Below are 21,860 nucleotides of genomic sequence, written 5' to 3'. Positions count from 1 at the left end.
GCCTGTCGCGGCTGAAGCCGCTCCTACAGGGACTTGCGGCGAGCCGGCTGGGTGCACTGTAGGAGGGGCTTCAGCCCCGACCGGGATTTGTCGGCACTTCATGCGGCCTGTCGCGGCTGAAGCCGCTCCTACAGGGACTTGCGGCGAACTGGCTGGGCGCGCTGTGGGAGGGACTTCAGTCCCGACGCTGTCCGCAGCCGTCGAGTGCACCGCTTCGCTCGTCGCGACTGAAGTCGCTCCCACAGGGACTTGCGGCAATTCGGCTGGGTGCACTGTAGGAGGGGCTTCAGCCCCGACCGGGATTGTCGACATCCACGCTGCCTGTCGCGGCTGAAGCCGCTCCTACAGGGGACTTGCGGCGAGCTGGCCGGGTGCACTGTGGAAGGGACTTCAGTCCCGACGCTGCCCCCTTCCGCTACACGTAGCGCGGAATCGGCCCCAGCTGCGGCGTCTGGTCCGGCAGTTCCACTTCGGTGTCGTCCACATAGCACCAGCCCCAGCCTTCGGGCGGATCGTAGCCTTCGATGATCGGGTGCGCGGTCTGGTGGAAATGCTTGGTCGCGTGGCGATTGGGCGAATCGTCGCAGCAACCGACATGGCCGCAGCTGCGGCACAGGCGCAGGTGCACCCAGGGGCTGCCGATCTTCAGGCATTCCTCGCAGCCGCGCGCGCTCGGCGTGACCTCGACGATGGTGGAAAGGTGGGAACAACGCGCACTCATGGGCTGGCCCTCTCGATGGGGGCGGGCGCACTGCGCCGCGCCAGGAACTGATGGATCTGCGCGACCACCGCCGCGCCCTCGCCGACGGCCGCGGCCACGCGCTTGACCGACCCGGCGCGCACGTCGCCGATCGCGAACACGCCCGGCCGGTCGGTCTCCAACGGCAGCGCAGGCACCTGGCCCGCCATGGGGTCGGCGCCGGTGACGACGAAGCCGGCGTGGTCCAGCTGCACGCAGCCGTCCACCCAGGCGCTGTTGGGATCGGCGCCGACGAACAGGAACAAATGGTGCAAGGCGCAGCGATGCGTGGCGCCGCTGGCGCGATCGCGGAACTCCGCGCTCTCCAGGCGCTGCGCGGCATCGCCCTGCAGCGAGACCACCTCGGTGCCGGTATGCAATTCCACGTTCGGCAACGCGGCGATGCGCTCGATCAGGTAGCGCGACATCGACGCCTCCAGCCCGGCGCCGCGCACGATCAGGTGCAGGCGCTTCACCTTCGGCGCCAGGAACACCACCGCCTGGCCCGCGGAATTGCCGCCGCCGACCAGGGCCACCTCCTCGCCTTCGCACAGCCGCGCTTCCACCGGCGAAGCCCAGTACGACACGCCATTGCCCTCGAACGCGGCCAGGTTGGCGATGTCCGGGCGCCGGTAGCGCGCGCCCGAGGCGATCACCACGGTGCGCGCCTGCACGCGCAGGCCGTCGCGCATCTGCAACTGCAGCGGCGCGGCGCTGCAGTCCTCGGCGGTGGCCGCGTCGCAATGCAGTTGCGCCACTTCCAGCGGCAACGCCAGTTCGGCGCCGAACTTCAGCGCCTGGTTGTAGGCGCGCCCGGCCAGCGCCTGGCCGGAGATGCCGGTGGGAAACCCCAGGTAATTCTCGATCCGCGCCGACGCGCCGGCCTGGCCGCCGATCGCGCGCTGGTCCAGCACCAGCACCGACAGCCCTTCGGACGCGGCATACACCGCGGTCGCCAGGCCGGCCGGGCCGGCACCGACGATGGCCACGTCGTAGCGTTTCTGCGGATCCAGCTCCGGGGTCATGCCCAGGCAATGCGCGGCCTCGGCCTCGCTGGGGCGGCGCAGCACCGTGCCGCTGGGGCAGACCATCAACGGCAGTTCATTGTGATGGATACCTAGGCGCTCGACCAGCGCGCGGCCCTCGTCATCGTCGGCCGCATCCAGGAACGTGTTGGGATAGCCGTTGCGGGTCAGGAAGCCCTGCAGGCGGGTCAAGCGTGCCTCGCCCGGCTCGCCGATCAGCACCGAGCCGGCGGTATCGCCTTCGATCAGTCCGACCCGGCGCAGGATCAACGCACGCATCACGATCTCGCCGACGTCGGCCGAACTGATCATCAGCGAGCGCAGATGCGCCGCATCGAACGGCACCGCCACGCAGCCCTGCGCTCCGGCACGCCCGCCGGCCAGCGACGCACGGCCGGCCAACTGGCTGACCTCGCCGGTGAACTGCCCGGCGCCATGCTCGGTGACCGGCTTCTCGTGGCCCAGTCCATCACGGCGCACCACCGCGATCGTGCCCTGCAGCACCAGCCACACCGGCGCCGGATGGTCGCCGACGGCGAAGACTTCCTCGCCCGGCGCGAACGTGCGCGGCGCACCGCTGGCGAAGCGGCGCGCGGTCTCCACCTGCGCCGGCTCGAGCACCGGGAACATCTGATGGCGACGGGTATCGGCCAGGCTCATCGGCATCCTTGTGGGCAGCGGGCGACAACGCACAGCATGCGACGCGTGGGCGCGGCGGGCAATCACCCATTCTGGGAAGAGGCGCGTGCGCGGCAGCGGCGCGGTTACGTTCTCGGCGAGGGCGAAGGGGCGCGTCTCGCACACTCGGTCGGCGAGGCGCTTCGCGCCCGTACCCTCACCCCAACCCCTCTCCCGAGTGGCGAGGGGCCAAGGCGCTGCGGCTGTTCCTTCTCCCGCCGGGGCCATGGCCCCCTTTTGGGGGAGGATGGCCCGCAGGGCCGGATGGGGCTACGGACGACGCCTCGCAATCACCGCACACGACGATCTTTCGTCGCGACGCAGCACCCCCATCGCGCAGCCAGTACGCGCAGGTATGGCGCGCGCCGCACCTGGCGGCCGCGATGGCGGCCCTTGTGTTCGATCCGCAATCCCCCATCCAGTGCGTGCTGCGCCGTCTTCGGCGTCCGTCCCGCCCCTATCGTCCTCAAGGAAACCGCCCATGTCCGTCTCGATGTACCGCCTTACCGTCCCGGTGTTCCTGCGTGGCCTGGACGTGCTGCAGCACTACGTCGACATGGCCGAGCGCCATGCGCAGGACCAGGGCCTGGATCCGGAGACGCTGGTCGACGCACGCCTGGCGCCGGACATGTTCGGCTTCGCCGCGCAGATCCAGCGCGCCTCGGACACCGCGAAGAACACCATCGGCCGCCTCAGCGACATCGTGCCGCCGAAGATGGCGGACGACGAAACCACCCTGGCACAGCTGCGCGAACGCATCGCCGCCACCCAGCGCTTCCTGCACAGCGTGGAGGCTGCCGCCCTGGATGGAGCGCAGGACCGCGCGGTGTCGCTGAGCGCCGGCAAACTGAAGGCCGACTTCAACGGCAGCGACTACCTGCTGACCTTCGCCCTGCCGAACTTCTTCTTCCATGTCGCCACCGCGCACGCGATCCTGCGCCAGCAAGGCGTGGCGGTGGGCAAGCTCGACTACCTGGGACCGTTCGACACGGCAGAAACCGAGCGCGCATAAGCCCCTCTCCCGTCGGGAGAGGGGTTGGGGTGAGGGTACGGCGCGAAAGCGACTCGCGGATCCAGGCGCACGAGGCTCCGCCCGTACCCTCATCCGCCCCTGCGGGGCACCTTCTCCCGACGGGAGAAGGAACAGCCGCAGCGCTTGAGCCCCTCTCCCCTCGGGAGAGGGGTTGGGGTGAGGGTGCGGCGCGAAAGCGACTCGCTGATCCGAGCAAACGAGGCTGTACCTGTCAGCGTCGGAGGCCGCGCCTGTCGGCGCCAGGCGATTAGGCCAACGAAGGCACCGCAAACGCACCAGCATCGTCCGCCGCAAACGCCACGCCCGCCAACGCATGCATCCGCACCACCGTCGCCGCGAACGGCCGCAGCACCGCCACGCCGCGTTCGGCGAACACCGCATGCAGCGCGGCGTAGTACCACAACGTCCCCTCGCGGCCGGCAGTGAAACGCGCGAACACCTCGGTGCCCACCGCGGGGTCTTCCAGATCCGCGACGATGCTGCGCGCGTTGTAAAGCTTGTCGCAGGCCGACACCAACAACACCGCATCCGGCGCCTCGCGCAGATGCGCCAGATACGCCTGCTTGCGGGTGCGCCAGTCGCGGCGCCTGGCCGGCACGTCTTCCTGCGCCGCCTTGTGCTCGGCGCTGGCGTCGGTGCAGCCCATCACGATCGCCGCCACCGCATCGCCGAACTGCGCGCGGATCACCGCCTCATGACCCGCGCCGCAGTCCTCGACCACATCGTGCAGCAACGCCGCGATCGCCTGGTCTTCATTGCCGCCGGCCTCCAGCACCAGCGTCGAGACCCCCAGCACATGGCTGAAATACGGCACCGTGCCGCCCTTGCGGAATTGGCCGGCGTGGGCGATGCGCGCGTAGTCCACGGCACGCGCATAGAGTTCGGTGAGAGCGGTCATGCGGTCTTCCTGACGAGGGCAGACCCGCATTATTGCGGAATCCGCACGCCGTAGCGGCGCGAACGGTTCAGCCCGACGGCGGCCGTACCCGGAACACCACGCTCATTCGCGGCGCCACCGGCCTGGCGGTCTTGGGGATGCCGTGTTCGTGGGTGAGCTGCGACGCATGACTCATCGCCAGCAGGCTGCCCGGCGCCAGCTCCACGCCGATGGTCCTGCGCTCGCCGGCGGTGGCGCGAAGGTTCATGCGCCGCGGCGCGCCCAGCGACACCAGCGCGATCGGGTGCGGCGCCAGCAGCGTATGCAGCTTGTCGTGATGCATCGCCACGCTGTCGCGGCCGTCGCGGTACAGGTTCAGGCCCACATCGGTGTACGGCGCCGGCAGCCGCGCCTGCACCGCCGCATGCAGCGCGCGCAACGGCAGCGCTTCGGGCAGCTCGTGCAGCCCGTACGCCGCCACCAGCCGCGGCACATCCACCACCCGGTCGTACATCGGCCGGCGCAGCTGTTGCCACTGCGCGCCGTCGCGCAAGGCGGCGAACCACGCCTGCGCCTGCTCCGGATCGAGCAGTTGCGGCCAATAGCGGATACCGCCCTCGGCATCGGGCACCAGGCAATGCGGCGCGTCGTCGGGCTGGGCGAACAGGTCCATGGGCACAAGATGGGGGCGCGGCGAAGGAGGCACCATTCCAGCATCTGAACGGATCAGCGGCTGCGACGCGGCCAAATGTCGCAGCTCGCGATGGGAATTCTTACTTTTCGCCCGCGCTGCGTTAACGTTCCGCTTGGGAGCATGCAAAATGTCCCTACACCACAGCACAGGCGATACGCCCGCATGACAGCAGCGCGCAGGACGACGGAAAGCATGACCACAGCAGCCGCCACGCCCCTCCACAGCGCCCATGGCGCCGATGCCTCCGGCAACAGCGGCGCGCAGGCACCGGCCGCAGCGCTCCGCGCACGCGGCGCATCGACCAACCGCAGCGAGGTGTTCCAGTCGCCCCTGTCCGCAGGCGGCGCCGATGGCGACCTGCGCCGACGCGCGGAACGTGTGCAGTTGGCGACCAGGGTGGCCGCAGTCGGCACGATTGCCGCAGTCGCGGCGGTCGCCGCATTGATCGCCTGGCGGCGCGCGCGGCGCTAACCGATTGCGACGACGGCGCGCTGCTGCCTCCCTGCAGCAGCATGCAGGAGCGCCCGAACGCGCCCCCTCCACGCTCCCAGCATGGTGCTCGGATGCCCTGCCTGCTCGGGCGCACAAAGGGCACCGGCCATTCAAATCGCGTCTGGCCATCCCGAGCCGCCATCACGCAATCTCCGCAAAGCGGCCGCCGCCGCAGCACACTCATGCATGACCTCTAGCGCGCCATCGACACCGTGAATTGCGTGGCGGCGCCCACGCCATCGCGCGGCAGCGGCATGATCCGCACCAGGCTGTAGCGGCACACGTCCAGATCCTGATAGACCAGGGTGCGGCCATCGTCGAACGCGAAACGCAGGTCGTAGCGGCAGCCGGCACCGTGGACGCCGACGGTGGCCGAGTCGCCACCGCCGCGCAGCGGATCCAACGCCACATCCCGAAACGTGCTGCTGCCGGGGTCGGCGACTGCCAGCGCGGTCACGCTGTCGTGGGCGCGGTTGACCAGCATGACGTAGTGCGTGCGGCTCGCGTCCTGCGCATGGGCGGTGGCGGCTGCGGTGAGCAACGCGATGGCAAGGCAGGCGGTAGACAATGGAGGCATGGCGGGAATCTCCGGCAGGAAGGGATACCGCCCGGCGCGTATCGCGCAGCGGCAGCGGTGCGCATATCTGGCGCGCCTGCCCTGCCCCGCGCCCAGCGATCCGGGACGAATCGTCGTACCGGCGTGACCAATCGTCGCCATCGATCGCCGCGCTTCTCAGCGCGCACCACCGCGCTTAGCATCGGCGCATCCCGTTCGAGCATCGCCAGATGAAGATCCGCCTGGGTTCCACGGAAATCAGCCTGACCCGATACCTGACCCTGTGGACGGCCGTCGTCGTGGCGTTCACCGTGCAGGGCTATCTCTACGACGCCGTCAACAACGGCCACAGCTGGCAGCTCGGCGACTACCTGCGCTGGTCGATGATCCAGTGGTACACCTGGGCCGCGCTGGCACCGCTGGTGTTCCGCCTGGGCGAGCGCTACCCGATCCCCACGCCGCTGCAGCTGCGTTCGCTGGGACGGCAGCTGCTGGCCAGCATCGGCGTCACCGCGCTAGCGATGTTCATCGGCGCAGTCGTCTCGCCGGGCGCATTCTTCGACCAGCTCGGGCAGTTCATCGGCAAGCACTTCGCGATCGGCCTGCTGACCTACTGGGGCCTGCTGGCGATCCAGCAGGCGCTGCACTACCGCAGCGAGAGCGACCGCCGCGAACTGGAAGCCGGCCGCCTGGCCACCGAACTGGCGCAATCGCGGCTGCAGGCGCTGAAGACCCAACTGCAGCCGCACTTCCTGTTCAACACCCTGCATGCCATCGTGACCCTGCTCGACGACGACGTCGCCTCGGCCGAGGACATGCTGCTGCGCCTGAGCGAACTGCTGCGCGCGCTGCTGGAGGAATTCGACGGCCAGGAAATCACCTTGCGCCACGAACTCACCCTGCTCGACCTGTACCTGGGCATCCAACGCAAGCGCTTCGGCGACCGCCTGACTACGCGCCTGTACATCGATCCGGCCACCCTGGACTGCGCGGTGCCGAGCCTGCTGCTGCAACCGATCGTGGAGAACGCCATCCAGCACGGCATCGGCCGCCATGCCGGCGCCGACTGCGTGGAGATCGAGAGCCGGCGCGAAGATGGCCAGCTGCGCATCGAAGTGCGCAACCGCAACAGCACGCTGGGCGACGGCAGCGGCAACGCAGGCCACGGCATCGGCCTGTCCAACACGCGGCTGCGGCTGCAGGAACTGTATGGCGACGCCGCCGAGATCCGCCTGGACATGATCTGGCCGCAAGGCGTGGCGTGCCGCATCCGCATGCCGTTCCGCGAACTGGAAGACGCCGAAGGCGCGCCGGAGCACGTGCCCGCATGAGCATCGCCGCACTGGTCATCGACGACGAACCGATCGCCCGCCACGCCATCGTGCGCCTGCTGCGCGAACACGCCGACATCGCCCTGCTCGGCGAATGCGGCGACGGCGCCGCCGCGGTGGCGGCGATCCGCGAACACTCGCCGGACCTGGTGTTCCTGGACATCCAGATGCCGGAAATGACCGGCATGGACGTGGTCGCGCAGATCGGCGCCGAGCGCATGCCCGCCACCGTGTTCGTCACCGCCTACGAGCAGTACGCCGTGCGCGCCTTCGAAGCCAATGCGCTGGACTACCTGGTCAAGCCCTTCAGCCGCGAGCGCTTCGCCGCCACCCTGCAACGCGCCAAGGCGCGACTGGGCGGCGCCGGCAACAACCCCGCCCACCTGCTGCAGGCGCTGGACGCACTGCGCCAGCGCGACGCCTACCTGCAGCGCATCGCCGTGCGCGTGGACGAACACGTGGTATTCGTCGCCGTGGACGACATCGTCTGGATCAAGGCCAACCGCAACACCGTGCAACTCCACGTGGCCGGCGCCGTGCACGAACTGCGCGAGACTATGGCCGCCCTCGGCGCGCGCCTGGACCCGCGCCACTTCGCCCGCGTGCACCGCTCGGCGATCATCAACGTGCGCCGGGTCAAGGCCATCCACCCCTGGTTCAACGGCCACCACGTGGTGACCATGGACAACGGCCAGCAGCTGCGCATGAGCCGGTACCAGCATGAGGTGTTTCTGCGGTTGGTGACCAACGGCAGTGGGGAATGAGCGAGCGCGGTAGGCGATAGAAGCCTGCGCCAGCGGTGCAAACCGGCTGGATCGACACGCGCGGTCCACCCAATTACATTGGGCGTCTCGCTTCGCGCCGCGCCACCGCAGTGCCACGCGCAGGACATCCTAGGAGAAGCACATGAAGCCGTGGCGCGCCGTCGTGCAGATCGCAGGCCTCTTGTTTGCCGCAGGCGCATGCAACGTGGCCGACGCCGCACCCAAGACCCCGATGGCCTCCGACGTCCTGACCATCCACGCCGACCTGCCGACCCAGCGCCTGTTCGACTGCGCCGAGACCAGCATCGCCCAATTGTCCGAGACCAGCAGTTCCTGGCCCAAGGTCACGCGCAAGGACGCCGCCAACGGCGTGCTGGAATCGGGCAACTTCGAAGACGCCAACCGCAGCGGCTTCCGCATGCGCATCGAGCGCGCGCAAGGCGCCGGCCAGGCCAGGATCGCCCTCAAGGGCGCCGGCGCCTACTTCGCCGACCTGGGCGTGGCTCAGGCGATGCAGGACCTCAAGACCGCGCTGGGCAGCTGCATCGCCGCTCCACCGCGCTAGTCTCGATCAGACGGAAAGAAGAGCCCCATGCGCGACCATTCGATCGAAGCACGCTTGCTCTGCATTGCCGGCATCGCCGGCCACGCCTACTGGGTGCTGCGCGACGAGCGCGGCAACGCCCTGGCCGAACTGCACGGCCTGGCCACCGACCGGCACACCGGCACGCCGATCCCGATTGGCACCGACGCACGCAGACACGCGCTGCGCGCCTGGCACTACCCGCACGACGCCGATTACGCAAAAGCCATCGGCGCCCAGCCCGACCGCACCAGCTACCTGCGCGACGGCCAGCCGGCACGCACCGCCGCCAGCGGCGACAAGCACGAAATCCTGGCGCGCTGGCACGCGGCGCTACGCGCCATGACCGAACTCAACGCCCAGGACCTGGACTACCCCAACTACGGCTTCAAGCTGCTCGGCGCCACCATCAACAGCAACTCCGCCTTTCGCACTTTTGGCGAACTGATGGGTGTGCCGGTACCAAGTTTCTCCCGCAGGCTGCAACCGGGCATCGGAAATTGCATGTTGCCGCGCGAGCGTATCGAGGCGCTGTGTTATCGCGAGCGGGCGGCGCAGGATCGGCAGCGGGTCGAAGTGACCACATGCGACCTTCCTGTCAGAACCAAACGTCTGCTCGCAGACGGGCAATCGATCACTTGACGGATGGAGCGGCGGCCGGGGCGGCTGTCTTTTTGACCACCTCGACCCTGCTCCAACTCAGCACCTGACTGGCAGGAATCAAGAAGCGCGGCTTGTGCTCATCGCTGAGCCCACCAGGCGGCGCCACATAGAAATCCGACCCCAACCGGGTCAGCACATCGACCGACGGCAGTACATACACGTTCGACGCAGGTTGCGCTCGCTCGCAGCGCGCTTCCGGCCAGGCGGCTTTGACGATCTGGCAGCCCTGCTCCGTCAATTGCAACTGCACGCTCGGCAGCATGCCGATGCCGAGCTTGCGCACGGTGACGTCTACTGTGCCAAGCAGCGCGCCGCTGTATGCCAAAACCATCAGTACCGCTGCACCTAGAACGCGAAAGCGTTTGGAAAAGTGCACACGATGCGTTGCATACACCAGCCAATGCAAAAACACGACGATGAATACTACAACTGCAAGATAGAACCAGTCTGATCCTTTAGTCGGAGGTGCCACATAACCCACGGCAAATGCAGCGAGCGGCCAGAATGCCAAGTACACCAGCAGCATCAACGAAAGGGTGCCGCGAGGCCTACGCAGTACCGGCCAGTACCGCCGCACTCGATCCACGTCCCAGACCACAGTCAATAGCGCCAGAGCAAGCGCACCAAGGCCAAAACCGAAAACAACTCCATATGCCGCGAACCGAACGAATCCCCAGTGCTCGCAAAGCAGCAAAAAAGCGTAGTACATAGCGCTAAGCAGGGCTGCTCCCGCGAACAGCCATAGGCTACCGAAGACACGCTCCCTCCGCCGACCCAATGCAAGCTGTGCGCGGCGGTAGTAAGACTTCAGCCCCTTACGCGGTGCATCGTCCTGTTTCGGCCGCAGTGGGACAACCAGCAGATGCTGATCGACCAGCAACCCTATCACCCACGCCGGCAACGCAAGCACCGCCAGGAAACCTAGCAGCGCGATCGCGCCGAACAGCGCCACGGCGCTCAACACCACGCCAAGATCGCCGAGCGACAGCGACGGCACGTAGCCGATGCGCAGGAAGTGCGCCAGCACCATGCCTCCGCCCCAACACGGCACCAGCCATTTCAGGTCCACCCCGAACGTCTGCCGCAACATGCTCCACAGCGGCACGGCCGGTGTGTTGCGCTTTTCCGACCGCTCGCCCACCTCACCGCCGCCAGCGGCGGCCTCCTCGCTCTGCTGCATCGTGGTTCCTTGGCGCTTGGCCGCACTGATTCCTTGCTGGGGCCAAGCATACGCAAGCTCCGCCGCACGGGGGCAGACACTTTCTTGGGACCGCGTGCCAACCGGCCGGATCGGCACGCCACACGCAGCAGCTAGGCCAAACGCACTATTGCGCCGCGTTCCTCAAAGCCTCTGCTTGATCACCTCATCAAGGACGCCGCGCACCGCATGCGCCGCGTCATAGATCGCTTCGCCAAGCGCAGGCAAGGTCCGGTGATCAAAATTGGCAGCACTGCCCGCGGCGATCACATCGCCATAGCGATCGTCCGCATCAGGTGATCGAGTGCGTCCACCTGCTCCAGGGTCAGGCCGAAGGCAAAGGATGGAGTGGCCATCTCACTCCCTCCCCCGTGTCGAAGCGGCCATGGGGTCACCGCCAAGATCCTGGCCCGAGAGCGGAAACTGACGCTGCGCCGGCCACGAAACCTCGCGCAGCACCATGTCCAGCTGCTCCGCGAGCAGTTCCATGCACACCGCCAGCTCGCCCGCACGCACCTTCGGGGCGGCCTCGCGCTCTTCGGCCACGCTGCGCGGCTCTGCTAGTCTTGCGAGGAACTTGATGAACTCGCTCAGCCGCACCAGCCGGAACTGGCTGTCTTCGGGCAGAAAATAGCCCGCCATTTCAAGATCGTCCGTTCTGTACTCCGACATCGTCGCCTCTCCTTCCATGAAGTGGCCGTCCGCCGCAATGGCGGACGGGAAGTCGGGAGGCTAGAAACCGCACACAGCCGGCGGGCTTATTCCCCTTGCGGGTCTTGTATTCACCGCCCTCCCGACACAGACGTTGCGTCGGTTGCACCTGCGGAAAGCATGCAGGCACAAAAAACCCACCAGTTTGTCGGAGGTGGGTACCGCTGTGTGCGGAGTTTCTAGGCTCCGTTTAGTAATTTTGCTACCACCAGTGCGACGCGTCAAGAGGTTGGGTCGAGCTCGATTCTCACAGGAAGTCAGCGCAAGTCAGCCTTGCCTCGCCGCTGATCCAAGCGGCAGCGATATGCCGCAAGGCAGCACATCTTGGCTCGGTGCTTCAGTACGCGGGGCATCAAGCCTGCAAATGGGAAGACCAAGAACCTAGGACCGAAACGGAAGACGCGCAGGCCATAGCGCATCAGTGAACACCCATGCCTCCGGATCTAGTTCTACAGGCATCCGCCCACCCCATCCAGCCCATACAATCCCCTTTACCAAAGACTTGGCCAATCGGGGGAACGGCATGACGCCAGAAATCAAGGCAAGGCAGCTCATCGACGGCAAGCTGGAAGCGGCGGGCTGGATGGTTCAGGACGCCAAGCAGGTCAACCTTGGGGCTGGCAGAGGCGTCGCGGTCCGCGAGTACCCCACCGATAGCGGCCCGGCAGACTACGTCCTGTTTGTTGACCGCGAGTCGGTCGGCGTCATCGAAGCCAAACGTGATGAAGCTGGTGAAAACCTCACCATGCATGAAGCCCAGACCGAGCGCTATGCCAATGCCACCCTGAAATGGCGCAAGAGCAAAGAGCCTCTGCGCTTCCTGTACGAAAGCACCGGCCAGATCATCCACTTCACGGACGGACGCGATCCCCATCCCCGTGCGCGCGAGCTGTTCCACTTCTTCCAGCCCCAGACCCTTGCGGATTGGGCAGCCGAAGCCGACACCCTGCGCCACCGGCTCGCCGAGCGCATGCCGGCCTTGCCCGAGGAAAACCTTCGCGACTGCCAAGTCAGCGCGGTCACGGGGCTGGAGCGCTCCTTGGCTCAGAACAGGCCGCGCGCACTGGTCCACATGGCAACCGGCGCAGGCAAGACCTTCACCGCCATCACCTCGGTCTACCGCCTGCTCAAGTTTGGCGGGGCCAGGCGTATCCTGTTCCTGGTGGACACGCGCAATCTGGGCAAACAGGCACATCAGGAATTCATGGCCTATACGCCGCCCGATGACGGCCGCAAATTCACCGAGCTGTACAACGTCCAGCGCCTGACGAGCAGCCAGATCGACCCCCATGCCCAGGTGTGCATCAGCACCATCCAGCGCATGTATTCCATCCTGTCCGGACAGCCCATCGACGAATCGGCTGAGGACGTCTCGATGGCTGAACTGCCCTCGGCGATCAAACAGCCCAGGCCGGTCGCGTATAACGCCGCCGTCCCCATCGAGACCTTCGACTTCATCGTCATCGACGAATGCCATCGCAGCATTTACAACCTGTGGAAGCAGGTACTGGATTACTACGATGCCTTCCTGATCGGCCTGACGGCCACCCCGGACAAGCGCACCTTCGGGTTTTTCAACGAAAACATCGTGGCCGAGTACAGCTACGAGCAGTCCGTCGTGGACGGCGTCAATGTCGGTTACGACGTCTACGAGATAGACACCAAGATCACCAAGGCCGGCGCCGAGCTCAAAGCCAAACAGTGGGTGGACCACCGCCATCGCGAGACCCGCAAGAAGCGCTGGGCCGAAACCGATGAAGACGTGGCCTACACCGGCAAGGAGCTCGACCGCTCGGTGGTCAACACCAGCCAGATCCGCAAGGTCGTTCAGACAATGAAGTCCGCAGTAGAGACCAGCATCTTCCCCAACCGCAAGGAAGTCCCCAAGACGCTGATCTTCGCCAAGACCGACAGCCACGCCGACGACATCATCAAGGCTGTCCGGGAGGTCTACGGCCAGGGCAACGCCTTCTGCAAGAAGGTGACCTACAAAGCCGATGAAGATCCCGATACTGTCCTGTCCAATTTCCGCAATGACTACCACCCGCGCATCGCCGTCACCGTGGACATGATCGCCACCGGTACCGATGTGAAGCCATTGGAAGTCTTATTGTTCATGCGCGATGTCCGCAGCAAGGGCTACTACGAGCAGATGAAGGGGCGCGGTGTGCGCAGCCTGGACATGGAATCGCTCAAGAAAGTCAGCAACAGCGTGGACAGCGCCAAGACCCGCTTCGTCCTGATCGACGCGGTGGGCGTGGAGAAGTCGCTGAAGACGGAAACCCGCCCGCTGGAGAAGAAGCCCGGCGTCAGCCTGGACCAGCTGCTCAAGAGCATCGCCGTTGGCGGCCAGGACGAGGACACCGTGCTTAGCCTTGGCAATCGGCTCATACGCCTGAACAAGCAGTTGGATGACAAGGCGCTGGCCCGCATCAAGCAGACCGCCAAGGGTGCCAGCCTGTCCGAACTGGCCCGTGGCCTGGTGAGCGCGGCAAACCCGGACCTGGTCCTGGCCGACGCGCTGGGTGCGGCACAGGCAGCGGGCATCACCCGCAGCGAAGAGACGATCACTCCCGAAGAACTGGACGCCGCTCGCACCAAACGCATCGCCGTCGCCTGTCGCCCCTTCGACGATCCAGCGCTGCGCGATGAGATTGAGTCGGCACGCCGTGAGCGCGAACAGCTGATCGACCATATCAACCTGGATGAGATCACCTTTAGCGGCTACAGCAAACAGGCCGAAGCCCAGGCAAAGACGACCGTCCAGGCCTTCCAGGACTACCTGCAACAGCACAAGGATGAGATCGCCGCGCTGGGCTTCTTCTACGCCCAGCCCTACCAGCGCCGGCCACTCACTTTCGCCATGATCGAGGAACTGCACGAAGCCCTGGAGCGCCCGCCGCTGATGCTGACCACCGATCGGTTGTGGTCGGCTTATGCCCGCGTGCAGGCCAGCAAGGTCACGGGCGCCAATACGCCCCGCCAGCTTACGGATCTTGTTTCGCTTGTGCGCTTTGCGCTCGGCCTGGATGATGAACTGAGCCCGTACGCCAACAGCGTTGACAAGCGCTTCCAAGCATGGATTTTCCGGCACAATGCGCGCCGCACCACGTCCTTCACGGCAGAGCAGACCGAATGGCTGCGCTTGATCAAGGACCATATCGCGTCCAGCTGTGCGATCAGCCGCGAAGCTTTCGACTACGCACAGCTGGCTGGCAAGGGTGGTCTGCAGAAGGCGTGGAATGTGTTTGGTGAGCAGCTCGATGGGCTGCTTGATGAAATGAATGAGGAGTTGGTGGCTTGAACGGTGCTGTTGTTCCGGAAGGGTGGTCGGTCGCGACCATCATGGATATTGCATCTTCTTCTGGAGGAGGAACGCCCTCAAAAGCTGATCCTTCTTATTGGACTGAAGGAACCGTACCTTGGGTATCGCCTAAGGACATGAAACTTTTTCTTATTTCAGGCAGTGAGGACAACGTCACAACCAAAGCACTAGAACACCTGACGCTCATTCCGAAAGATAGTGTCTTGTTGGTCGTGCGCTCCGGGATTCTTTCGCGAACCCTCCCAGTCGCCATCAATCAAGTTCCCGTAACCATTAACCAAGATATGCGAGCATTTTTACCTGCAAGAGGAATCAATGCGCGCTATCTAGCATTGCAACTTATTTACCGTGAACGGGAGATTCTTGATCATTGCTCCAAGGACGGAACCACAGTAGCCAGCATCGAAGGGCCTTCGCTTGCTGCTTTACCCCTAATTTTAGCGCCTTCGGTGGAGCAGGATCGGATCATCGAAAAGCTCGAAGAGCTGCTATCCGACCTCGATGCGGGCGTGGCTGAGTTGAAGGCAGCGCAGCGCAAGCTAGTACGGTATCGCCAATCGCTGCTGAAGGCTGCCGTGGAAGGCACCCTCACCGCTGACTGGCGTGCTGCGCGCGCGCAAAGTGGCGAACCGCAGAAGACAGGCGCGGAGCTACTGCAACGCATCCTCACCGAACGCCGCGCCCGCTGGGAAACCAGACAGCTCGCCAAGTTCGCCGAACAAGGAAAGATGCCGTCGAAGGACTGGAAAGGAAAGTATCCCGAACCTGTCGTGCCTAACATCAGTGACTTGCCCGCGCTACCCGAAGAATGGACATGGGCAACCGTCGATCAGATCGCTCAAGTTGGCACTGGCGTTACGCCGCTGCGCTCCAATCCCCAATATTTCGACGGCGGCACAGTGCCTTGGATAACGAGCGGAGCGCTAAACGATGAAATCATTTCTGAGGCGCTGGAATATGTAACTCCGCTAGCGATGAAAGAGTGCCGCTTGGAACTGTATCCAGCAAAATCACTACTTATTGCTATGTATGGCGAAGGTAAAACACGCGGCAAGTGCTCGGAACTATCCTTCCCGGCCACCATTAATCAGGCAATAGCCTCATTGGTTCTGGAAGGCTGCTCGGAAGCTATTCGTACCCACGTTAAAACCTTCTTGCTTGATGCTTACGAAGCAATGCGAAAAAAAGCATCTGGCGGAGTTCAGCCAAATCTGAATTTACAGATCATCAAGTCGCTAACGCTGCCTCTTCCTCCGTTAGAGGAGCAAACCGAAATCCGCGATCGGCTCGTTGAGCAGCTTATTAGGTACGATGCGCTTCAAAAGATGCTTGAGCACGGAATAAGGCAATCTGCCGCCCAACGAAAAAATATCCTCAAAGCCGCATTCACCGGCCAGCTCGTCCCCCAGGACCCGAACGATGAACCCGCCAGCGTGCTACTAGAACGCATCCGCGCCGAGCGTGTCGCAACCGGTGCGAAGCGCGTAACTAAGAATGCGCGAAAGACCAAGGAGCGCACATGAGTGACAGCCAGGGCGAACTGATCCTGTATCGCACAGAGGACGGCCAGGCTGATATCCAGCTACGGGCAGTAGACGGCACCGTGTGGCTGAATCAGGCCCAGATTGCCGAGCTGTTCGACACCACCAAGCAGAACGTCAGCCTGCATATCCGCAACGTGCTAGACGAGGGGGAGTTGACCGCCGAGGCAACTGTCAAGGAATCCTTGACAGTTCAAATCGAGGGCAAGCGACAGGTCAGCCGGGCGGTTCAGACCTACCGCCTGGAGATGATCCTGGCAGTGGGCTATCGGGTACGCTCTCCGCGCGGCGCCCAGTTCCGACGCTGGGCCAGCACGGTGCTGGCCGAGTACCTCGTCAAGGGTTTCGCTATGAACGACGCCCGTTTGAAGGACGCCGAACGGGTCGATTACTTCGAGGAACTGTTGGCGCGAATCCGCGATATCCGCAGCTCGGAGAAGCGCTTCTACCAGAAGCTGCGCGACCTATTCAAGGAAAGCAGCAGCGATTACGACGGCACGGCGCAGATGGCCAAGACCTTCTTTGCCACCATCCAGAACAAGCTGGTCTTTGCCATCACCGGCAAGACGGCCGCCGACCTGATCGTGAGCCGCGCCAATGCCGAGGCGGAGAACATGGGCCTGACCAATTGGCCGACTCCGCGCATCCGCAAAGCCGACGCCATGGTGTCCAAGAACTACCTGCACGCCGACGAGCTGGATCAGCTCAACCGACTGGTGACGCGGTTCCTGGACTTTGCCGAGGACCGTGCGCTACGCCGCATGGAAACCCGCATGGCGGACTGGATTGCACAGACTGATCGTTTCTTGGCATTCGACGAGCGCGCGATCCTGAGTAATGCGGGCCAGATCTCCCACGACCAGATGGAATCGGTCATCGGCGAACGATTCTCCGCTTTCGATAGCCGCCGGCGCGATGCAGAGCGGCTTGCCGCCGAGCAGGAGGCCGCCGCCGACTTGGCACAACTTGAATCCGAAGCAGCCAAGCTGCTTCCAGGCAAAAAAAATAAAGGCAAGGCGAAGTGATGAACAGCAATACCCTGGTCCAGAAGCTCTGGAATTTCTGTCACACGCTGCGCGATGACGGCGTTGGCTATGGCGATTACCTGGAACAGCTGACTTATCTGCTATTCCTGAAACTCGCCCACGAATACTCGCTTCCGCCCCACAGCCGGGGCACTCACATCCCGCGTAGCTGCAACTGGAACAGCCTGAGGAAACTGACCGGTGAGCCGCTGGAGGCGCACTACATCAAGGTGCTGCACAAGCTAGGCGATGAACCCGGGATGCTGGGCGCCATTTTCTTCAAGGCCCAGAACAAAATCCAGGACCCAGCCAAGCTGGCGCGCTTGGTACAGATGATCGATGCGCAGGAGTGGCTGAGCCTGGACATCGACGTCAAGGGCGAGCTGTACGAAGGCTTGCTGCAGAAGAACGCCGAAGACACCAAGAGCGGCGCCGGCCAGTACTTCACGCCGCGCCCGCTGATCCAGGCGATGGTGGAGTGCGTGCAGCCCGAGCCCAAGAAGACCGTTGCGGATCCGGCCTGTGGAACGGGCGGCTTCTTCCTTGGTGTCCACGAGTGGCTGACACGTCCGGGCAGCCGCCTGAACCCATCACAAGCGAAATTCCTGAGACACGAGACCTTCCATGGCAACGAGATCGTGCCCAGCACACGTCGCATGTGCCTGATGAATCTGTTCCTGCACAACATCGGCGAGTTGGAAGGGACTCCCTCTGTTGAGCGCTCCGATGCATTGGTGAGCGAGCCTTCGCAGCTATTCGATTATGTTTTGGCTAATCCGCCATTCGGCAAAAAGAGCAGCATGACGATCACCAACGAAGATGGTGAGGAAGATCGTGATGCTTTGACGTACGAGCGGCAGGACTTCTGGCAGACCACGTCCAACAAACAGCTGAATTTCCTGCAGCACATTGTTTCGATGCTCAAGGCGACGGGGCAAGCAGCGGTGGTGCTGCCGGACAACGTCCTGTTCGAAGGCGGGGCCGGCGAGAAGATCCGCCGGAAGCTGCTGCAGAGCTGCGACGTGCACACCTTGCTGCGCCTACCAACCGGAATTTTCTATGCGCAGGGCGTCAAGGCGAACGTACTGTTCTTCGACAACAAGCGCAAGGACGGTAAGGTTCATACCAAGGGCGTATGGATCTATGACCTGCGCACCAACAAGCATTTCACCTTGAAGACGCGCCAACTCAAACGCGAGGACCTTCAAGATTTCGTCGACTGCTACAACCCTGCCAACCGGCATGCGCGCAAGGAATCAGAGCGATTCAAGTACTTCGACTATGAAACGCTGACCAAGCGCGACAAGGCCAGCCTGGACATTTTCTGGTTGAAAGACGACAGCTTAGACAACCTTGATGATCTGCCACCACCGGATGTGCTGGCACTTGAGATCATTGACCACCTGGAAGCGGCACTACTGTCTTTCCGTGAAGTCAGTGCGGCACTCCCTCGATCAAGCTCCGAGTAGTTATCGACAGCTGGTATAAAAAAGCTCCGTTTTCGCGGAGCCTTTTGCGTTGTTGCTGTTATCTGGAACTCAGCCCTTAGGCGCCATCAACCAAGACTCAATCCAAGGCAAGCATTCGACGCACAGTTTGACGCAGGTCTGGATGCAAACAAGTCGCCTGGCAGAGCCAGCCACTCACTCGTCCCCAGCAAGGAACCAAACCGGCTTAAGCGGCATGCGGGTACGGGCGACGTCGTCGAGCTGTGCGTAGTGCGCGGTCCACAACCCCAGCAGCTTGCGCGCATCGATCAGGTTGATGCGGCGATGCGACTGCCGCGCCTCGTAGTCCGCATCCTTGGTGAAGCCGGACAGGGCCACGAACAGGCCCACGTCGCCCTCGCCTAGCACGGCCATGAAGCTGCGCAGGTCCCTCACGTCGATGCGCGGGGAGTTGGCGTTGCGCTTGACCTGCACCTTGATGCGCGGTGGGCGGGTGCCGAGCGGGTCGTTGTAAGCGATGATGTCGGTGCCGCCGTCCTTGCCGGGCGGGGCGATCCAGGCCACGTGATAGCCCATCGCCTTCAGCAGCGAGCCGACCAGTTCCTGGAAATCGTAGGGCGGCATCGCTGCCAGATAGGCCTCGATCTCGCTCCACGCCATCTCCTCGGCTTCTTCCAGGGTGATGGTGGCCGAGCCCTCGCCGATCTCTTCCTCGCCCTCTTCGCCTTCAAGGGGGTCGGGCTGGGCGCTCTTCCACTTCTTGTAGAGCTGGCCGACCGCGCGATTGAACTGCTCCGGCTCAGGATAGGCCTGCAGGGCGGCTTCGCCCTCGGGCGTCAGCGTCCAGATGCCCTTGTCCTTGACCAGCCAACCGGCCTTCACCGGCGCCACGGTGCTGAACCGCACGATCTTCTCGAAGCGGCGGCCACCGGTCTCGTAGTTCCCTTCCTCGTACTCGGTCAACGTGGCCTGCTTCGCCAATATCTCCAGCGCTTCGCTGGCCCGCATTCCCTCCGGCTGCGCCTTCAGGATCTGGAACAGCATGCGAATCAGCTCGCCCTTGCGGCGCTTGGTGATGTTGGCCATCGGCTTTTCCATGTCTCCGGTGTCTGGGGTGCGGGACGCATGCTCAATGATAGCCGCCTTCACGCTGGGGCTTACCGCCAGACTCCCGGGTTTAGCCCTTACGCGCCAAGTCCAACCGGGACTGCAGCGCCGCCAACACATCCTTTGCCTCGACATAGACGCCCGATCGGCGGGCCTTGGCGCGGGACGCCAAGCCACGCGCGACGAACGCTTCCTGCCCCTGACGCGGCGACATCTCGCCAAGCACGGACTGCTCGGCGAAGCCGGAGACAGCTTCGCCTTCATGCGACACCGACTCAGGCACTCCGCAAACCGCGGGATCGTGCCTGCGCCGTGGCTGGGAAGGCGACGTCATCGTGCTCGCCAGCATCGGCAGACAGCGCTACGCACTTCGATCCCACCGAAACCAGCCCCCTGGCGCATCAACCCATCCCGCGTTGCTTGGCTCCCTGCTCTTGCGCCAGCGCTTGGTCCTGCGCCTGGCTCTGTGCCAGCGAGCGCGCATCGAGCGCTTGCAGTTGGGCCAATGACTGTTCCACTGGCGTATTGACCGCCACCTCGGTCGGCATGTCGGCACGCAGATGCGCCGGGTTGCTCGGCTCGCCCTGCACGACGAACACGGTTGCCCCCGCCGCGGCACGCGGCGTCTGCTCGCTCAGCAGCACATGGTCGATGCGCTCCAACCCGTACTCCTTTGCCAGGTGCGCGAGGCTGGCGCTCATGCGCTCGCTGTGTTCGTCGCTGGCCCTGCCCAAGCGCGCATCCAATTGCCCGACCAGGGTGCTTGCCTGGGCGTGCAACGGGTGCGGCGCTGCCTGCTGTGCCGGCTCGATCTCCGCCCGGGGCTGCCCGCCGTGCGGCGGCGCTGCGGGCCGGCCCTCGGGGCGATGGTGTTCCGGCGGCCCTCTCCCGTCCTGCTGGGCCGGTCCTGGCCTGGCGCCTTCCTGCTGGTGTCCATGGTCGCGCTGCTGCTCCCTCACCGGACCTGGCGTCGTGCTGGTCAGCACATATTGCCACCGCGTCTGCGCAGGATTGCCCTGAACGGCTTGCATGAACGTGTCGTAGTCGTCCGCATGTATCGTCTGGCAACCAGCCGAATCGGTGCTGCCGCGCGATCCGCGGTGGATCTTGAACGTGTCGTTGAGGTCTTGCACGCCGTTGACGTCGGCCCGATCGAACCAGCCATCGGCGTTGCTGTCGCGCTGCACCATGCCACGCCCTGCCGCGATGGCGGCTTGGCTCGGCCTAAGCGCGTCTTCCAGTGCCCCGCCCGCTATGGGATTGGGATGTTGCGCCATCTGCATCTCGACCGTGCCGTCACGCAGGCGTCCCAGGTCGCGAATGCCGTCTGCGTTTACATCGTCGCCCTCGATCTTCCTGGGCCGCGCAATGTCCTCGAAACCCGGGGATGGATCCAACCTGCGGGTTTCTCGCCCACCGTCGGCAAACGGACGGTTGCCGGTACTGCCGGCGTGGTGATCGTACTGTGCGGTGGGCTCGGTGTTGGCCCGATCGGATTCGACCACGTGCGGCGTGCCGTTGGCATCTTTCCACAATACGACCAGACGGTCGTTGTAGATTCCGCCGCCACCACGCGACTCATCACGTGGCGTGGCTGGATTGTCTGCGCGCCGCTGCGCGGGATGAGCGGCATCCTGCATGGTGTCGAACGTCGAGTTTTCTTGCCGCAGGCCCAGGATGACTCTCTGCCCCGGCGTCGCCAGCGCCTGATCGGCTGCTGCATTTCCACGCGTCTGCGCGATGCTGGCATAGACGTCGTACTTTTGACCGTCGGAGAGCGTCGCAATCTCGGCATGCGCGGGGAAACGCGGCTCGCTCGTTCTGGCATTTTGCAGGCGCTGCAACACCTCTCCCGCATTGGGGCTAGGAGGCGCTGCACTATAGCCCGCAAGACTGCGCTCGGCACTGGTGCCGACATAGCGATCCAGGCTTTCCTGCACCACCTCCGGCTGCCCTTGCCGCTGCCGCTCCAGCAGTGCCAGCGCCTCAGCGGGACGATTGGCGTTGAACAGCGCAGCGACTTCGTCTGCGCGCTCCCTGATATTGAATTCTACTACCCGAGCCATCATT

Annotated in this window: 20 protein-coding genes; 10 read left to right on the top strand and 10 right to left on the bottom strand. The window is 64.4% G+C overall.

The window, feature by feature from the left end; all coding sequences use genetic code 11:
* Positions 1 to 415: 415 nt before the first annotated feature.
* Positions 416 to 721, bottom strand: a complete 306-nt coding sequence (locus JR064_RS13000) for a UBP-type zinc finger domain-containing protein (protein WP_179570728.1) — start codon at positions 719 to 721, stop codon at positions 416 to 418.
* A complete protein-coding gene (locus tag JR064_RS12995) occupies positions 718 to 2,424 on the bottom strand; it encodes an FAD-dependent oxidoreductase (RefSeq protein WP_206229973.1) in 1,707 nt (568 codons plus the stop codon). The genes JR064_RS13000 and JR064_RS12995 overlap by 4 nt, the downstream gene beginning before the upstream one ends.
* Positions 2,425 to 2,923: 499 nt before the next feature.
* Between JR064_RS12995 and JR064_RS12990 the strand changes: the two genes are divergently transcribed.
* On the top strand, positions 2,924 to 3,454 hold the full coding sequence (locus JR064_RS12990) for a DUF1993 domain-containing protein (RefSeq protein ID WP_206229972.1): 531 nt from the start codon (positions 2,924 to 2,926) through the stop codon (positions 3,452 to 3,454).
* A 268-nt stretch (positions 3,455 to 3,722) separates the two neighbouring features.
* Here JR064_RS12990 and JR064_RS12985 read toward each other — a convergent pair whose 3' ends face one another.
* Together JR064_RS12985 and JR064_RS12980 are read right to left on the bottom strand one after the other, a co-directional pair.
* Entirely contained in the window at positions 3,723 to 4,373 is a 651-nt protein-coding gene (locus tag JR064_RS12985) for an HD domain-containing protein (RefSeq protein ID WP_206229971.1), read from the bottom strand.
* A 67-nt stretch (positions 4,374 to 4,440) separates the two neighbouring features.
* Positions 4,441 to 5,025: an alpha-ketoglutarate-dependent dioxygenase AlkB family protein gene (locus JR064_RS12980; protein WP_206229970.1), complete on the bottom strand. Its 585-nt coding sequence runs from the start codon at positions 5,023 to 5,025 to the stop codon at positions 4,441 to 4,443.
* Between the two features lie 183 nt (positions 5,026 to 5,208).
* Between JR064_RS12980 and JR064_RS12975 the strand changes: the two genes are divergently transcribed.
* Entirely contained in the window at positions 5,209 to 5,517 is a 309-nt protein-coding gene (locus tag JR064_RS12975) for a hypothetical protein (protein WP_241093031.1), read from the top strand.
* A 214-nt stretch (positions 5,518 to 5,731) separates the two neighbouring features.
* On the opposite strand, the gene JR064_RS12970 is transcribed toward JR064_RS12975, so the two are convergent.
* Positions 5,732 to 6,115 (bottom strand): hypothetical protein, encoded by a 384-nt coding sequence (locus JR064_RS12970; RefSeq protein ID WP_206229969.1) that lies wholly within the window; start codon positions 6,113 to 6,115, stop codon positions 5,732 to 5,734.
* Between the two features lie 209 nt (positions 6,116 to 6,324).
* On the opposite strand from JR064_RS12970, the gene JR064_RS12965 reads away from it, so the two are divergent.
* From JR064_RS12965 to JR064_RS12950, 4 genes are all read left to right on the top strand, one after another.
* On the top strand, positions 6,325 to 7,425 hold the full coding sequence (locus JR064_RS12965; RefSeq protein WP_206229968.1) for a sensor histidine kinase: 1,101 nt from the start codon (positions 6,325 to 6,327) through the stop codon (positions 7,423 to 7,425).
* Positions 7,422 to 8,189 (top strand): LytR/AlgR family response regulator transcription factor, encoded by a 768-nt coding sequence (locus JR064_RS12960; RefSeq protein ID WP_206229967.1) that lies wholly within the window; start codon positions 7,422 to 7,424, stop codon positions 8,187 to 8,189. Before JR064_RS12965 ends, JR064_RS12960 begins: the two co-directional genes overlap by 4 nt.
* Before the next feature lie 205 nt (positions 8,190 to 8,394).
* Positions 8,395 to 8,754, top strand: a complete 360-nt coding sequence (locus tag JR064_RS12955; protein ID WP_338123889.1) for a hypothetical protein — start codon at positions 8,395 to 8,397, stop codon at positions 8,752 to 8,754.
* A 27-nt stretch (positions 8,755 to 8,781) separates the two neighbouring features.
* On the top strand, positions 8,782 to 9,414 hold the full coding sequence (locus JR064_RS12950) for a hypothetical protein (protein WP_241093029.1): 633 nt from the start codon (positions 8,782 to 8,784) through the stop codon (positions 9,412 to 9,414).
* On the opposite strand, the gene JR064_RS12945 is transcribed toward JR064_RS12950, so the two are convergent.
* Together JR064_RS12945 and JR064_RS12935 are read right to left on the bottom strand one after the other, a co-directional pair.
* Positions 9,407 to 10,615 carry a hypothetical protein gene (locus JR064_RS12945; RefSeq protein WP_206229966.1) on the bottom strand — a complete coding sequence of 403 codons (1,209 nt, stop codon included), beginning with the start codon at positions 10,613 to 10,615 and terminating at the stop codon, positions 9,407 to 9,409. The genes JR064_RS12950 and JR064_RS12945 overlap by 8 nt on opposite strands.
* A gap of 375 nt (positions 10,616 to 10,990) precedes the next feature.
* On the bottom strand, positions 10,991 to 11,305 hold the full coding sequence (locus JR064_RS12935) for an XAC0095 family protein (protein WP_241093028.1): 315 nt from the start codon (positions 11,303 to 11,305) through the stop codon (positions 10,991 to 10,993).
* 562 nt (positions 11,306 to 11,867) lie between these two features.
* Here JR064_RS12935 and JR064_RS12930 point away from each other — a divergent pair.
* From JR064_RS12930 to JR064_RS12915, 4 genes are read left to right on the top strand one after another with little or no spacing between them, the layout of a single operon-like run.
* Positions 11,868 to 14,648 carry a type I restriction endonuclease subunit R gene (locus JR064_RS12930; RefSeq protein ID WP_206229965.1) on the top strand — a complete coding sequence of 927 codons (2,781 nt, stop codon included), beginning with the start codon at positions 11,868 to 11,870 and terminating at the stop codon, positions 14,646 to 14,648.
* Positions 14,645 to 16,192, top strand: a complete 1,548-nt coding sequence (locus tag JR064_RS12925) for a restriction endonuclease subunit S (RefSeq protein ID WP_206229964.1) — start codon at positions 14,645 to 14,647, stop codon at positions 16,190 to 16,192. Before JR064_RS12930 ends, JR064_RS12925 begins: the two co-directional genes overlap by 4 nt.
* Positions 16,189 to 17,235: a virulence RhuM family protein gene (locus JR064_RS12920; RefSeq protein ID WP_206229963.1), complete on the top strand. Its 1,047-nt coding sequence runs from the start codon at positions 16,189 to 16,191 to the stop codon at positions 17,233 to 17,235. Before JR064_RS12925 ends, JR064_RS12920 begins: the two co-directional genes overlap by 4 nt.
* A complete protein-coding gene (locus JR064_RS12915; RefSeq protein WP_206229962.1) occupies positions 17,235 to 18,704 on the top strand; it encodes a class I SAM-dependent DNA methyltransferase in 1,470 nt (489 codons plus the stop codon). The genes JR064_RS12920 and JR064_RS12915 overlap by 1 nt, the downstream gene beginning before the upstream one ends.
* Before the next feature lie 174 nt (positions 18,705 to 18,878).
* On the opposite strand, the gene JR064_RS12910 is transcribed toward JR064_RS12915, so the two are convergent.
* From JR064_RS12910 to JR064_RS12900, 3 genes are all read right to left on the bottom strand, one after another.
* On the bottom strand, positions 18,879 to 19,769 hold the full coding sequence (locus JR064_RS12910) for a restriction endonuclease (protein WP_206229979.1): 891 nt from the start codon (positions 19,767 to 19,769) through the stop codon (positions 18,879 to 18,881).
* A 91-nt stretch (positions 19,770 to 19,860) separates the two neighbouring features.
* On the bottom strand, positions 19,861 to 20,124 hold the full coding sequence (locus JR064_RS12905; RefSeq protein WP_185820752.1) for a hypothetical protein: 264 nt from the start codon (positions 20,122 to 20,124) through the stop codon (positions 19,861 to 19,863).
* Positions 20,125 to 20,191: 67 nt separating this feature from the next.
* Entirely contained in the window at positions 20,192 to 21,856 is a 1,665-nt protein-coding gene (locus JR064_RS12900) for an XVIPCD domain-containing protein (RefSeq protein ID WP_338123888.1), read from the bottom strand.
* Positions 21,857 to 21,860 lie beyond the last annotated feature (4 nt).

This window comes from Xanthomonas bonasiae (assembly GCF_017163705.1).
GTDB lineage: Bacteria > Pseudomonadota > Gammaproteobacteria > Xanthomonadales > Xanthomonadaceae > Xanthomonas_A > Xanthomonas_A bonasiae.
This window is presented reverse-complemented; position numbering and strand designations above follow the sequence as displayed.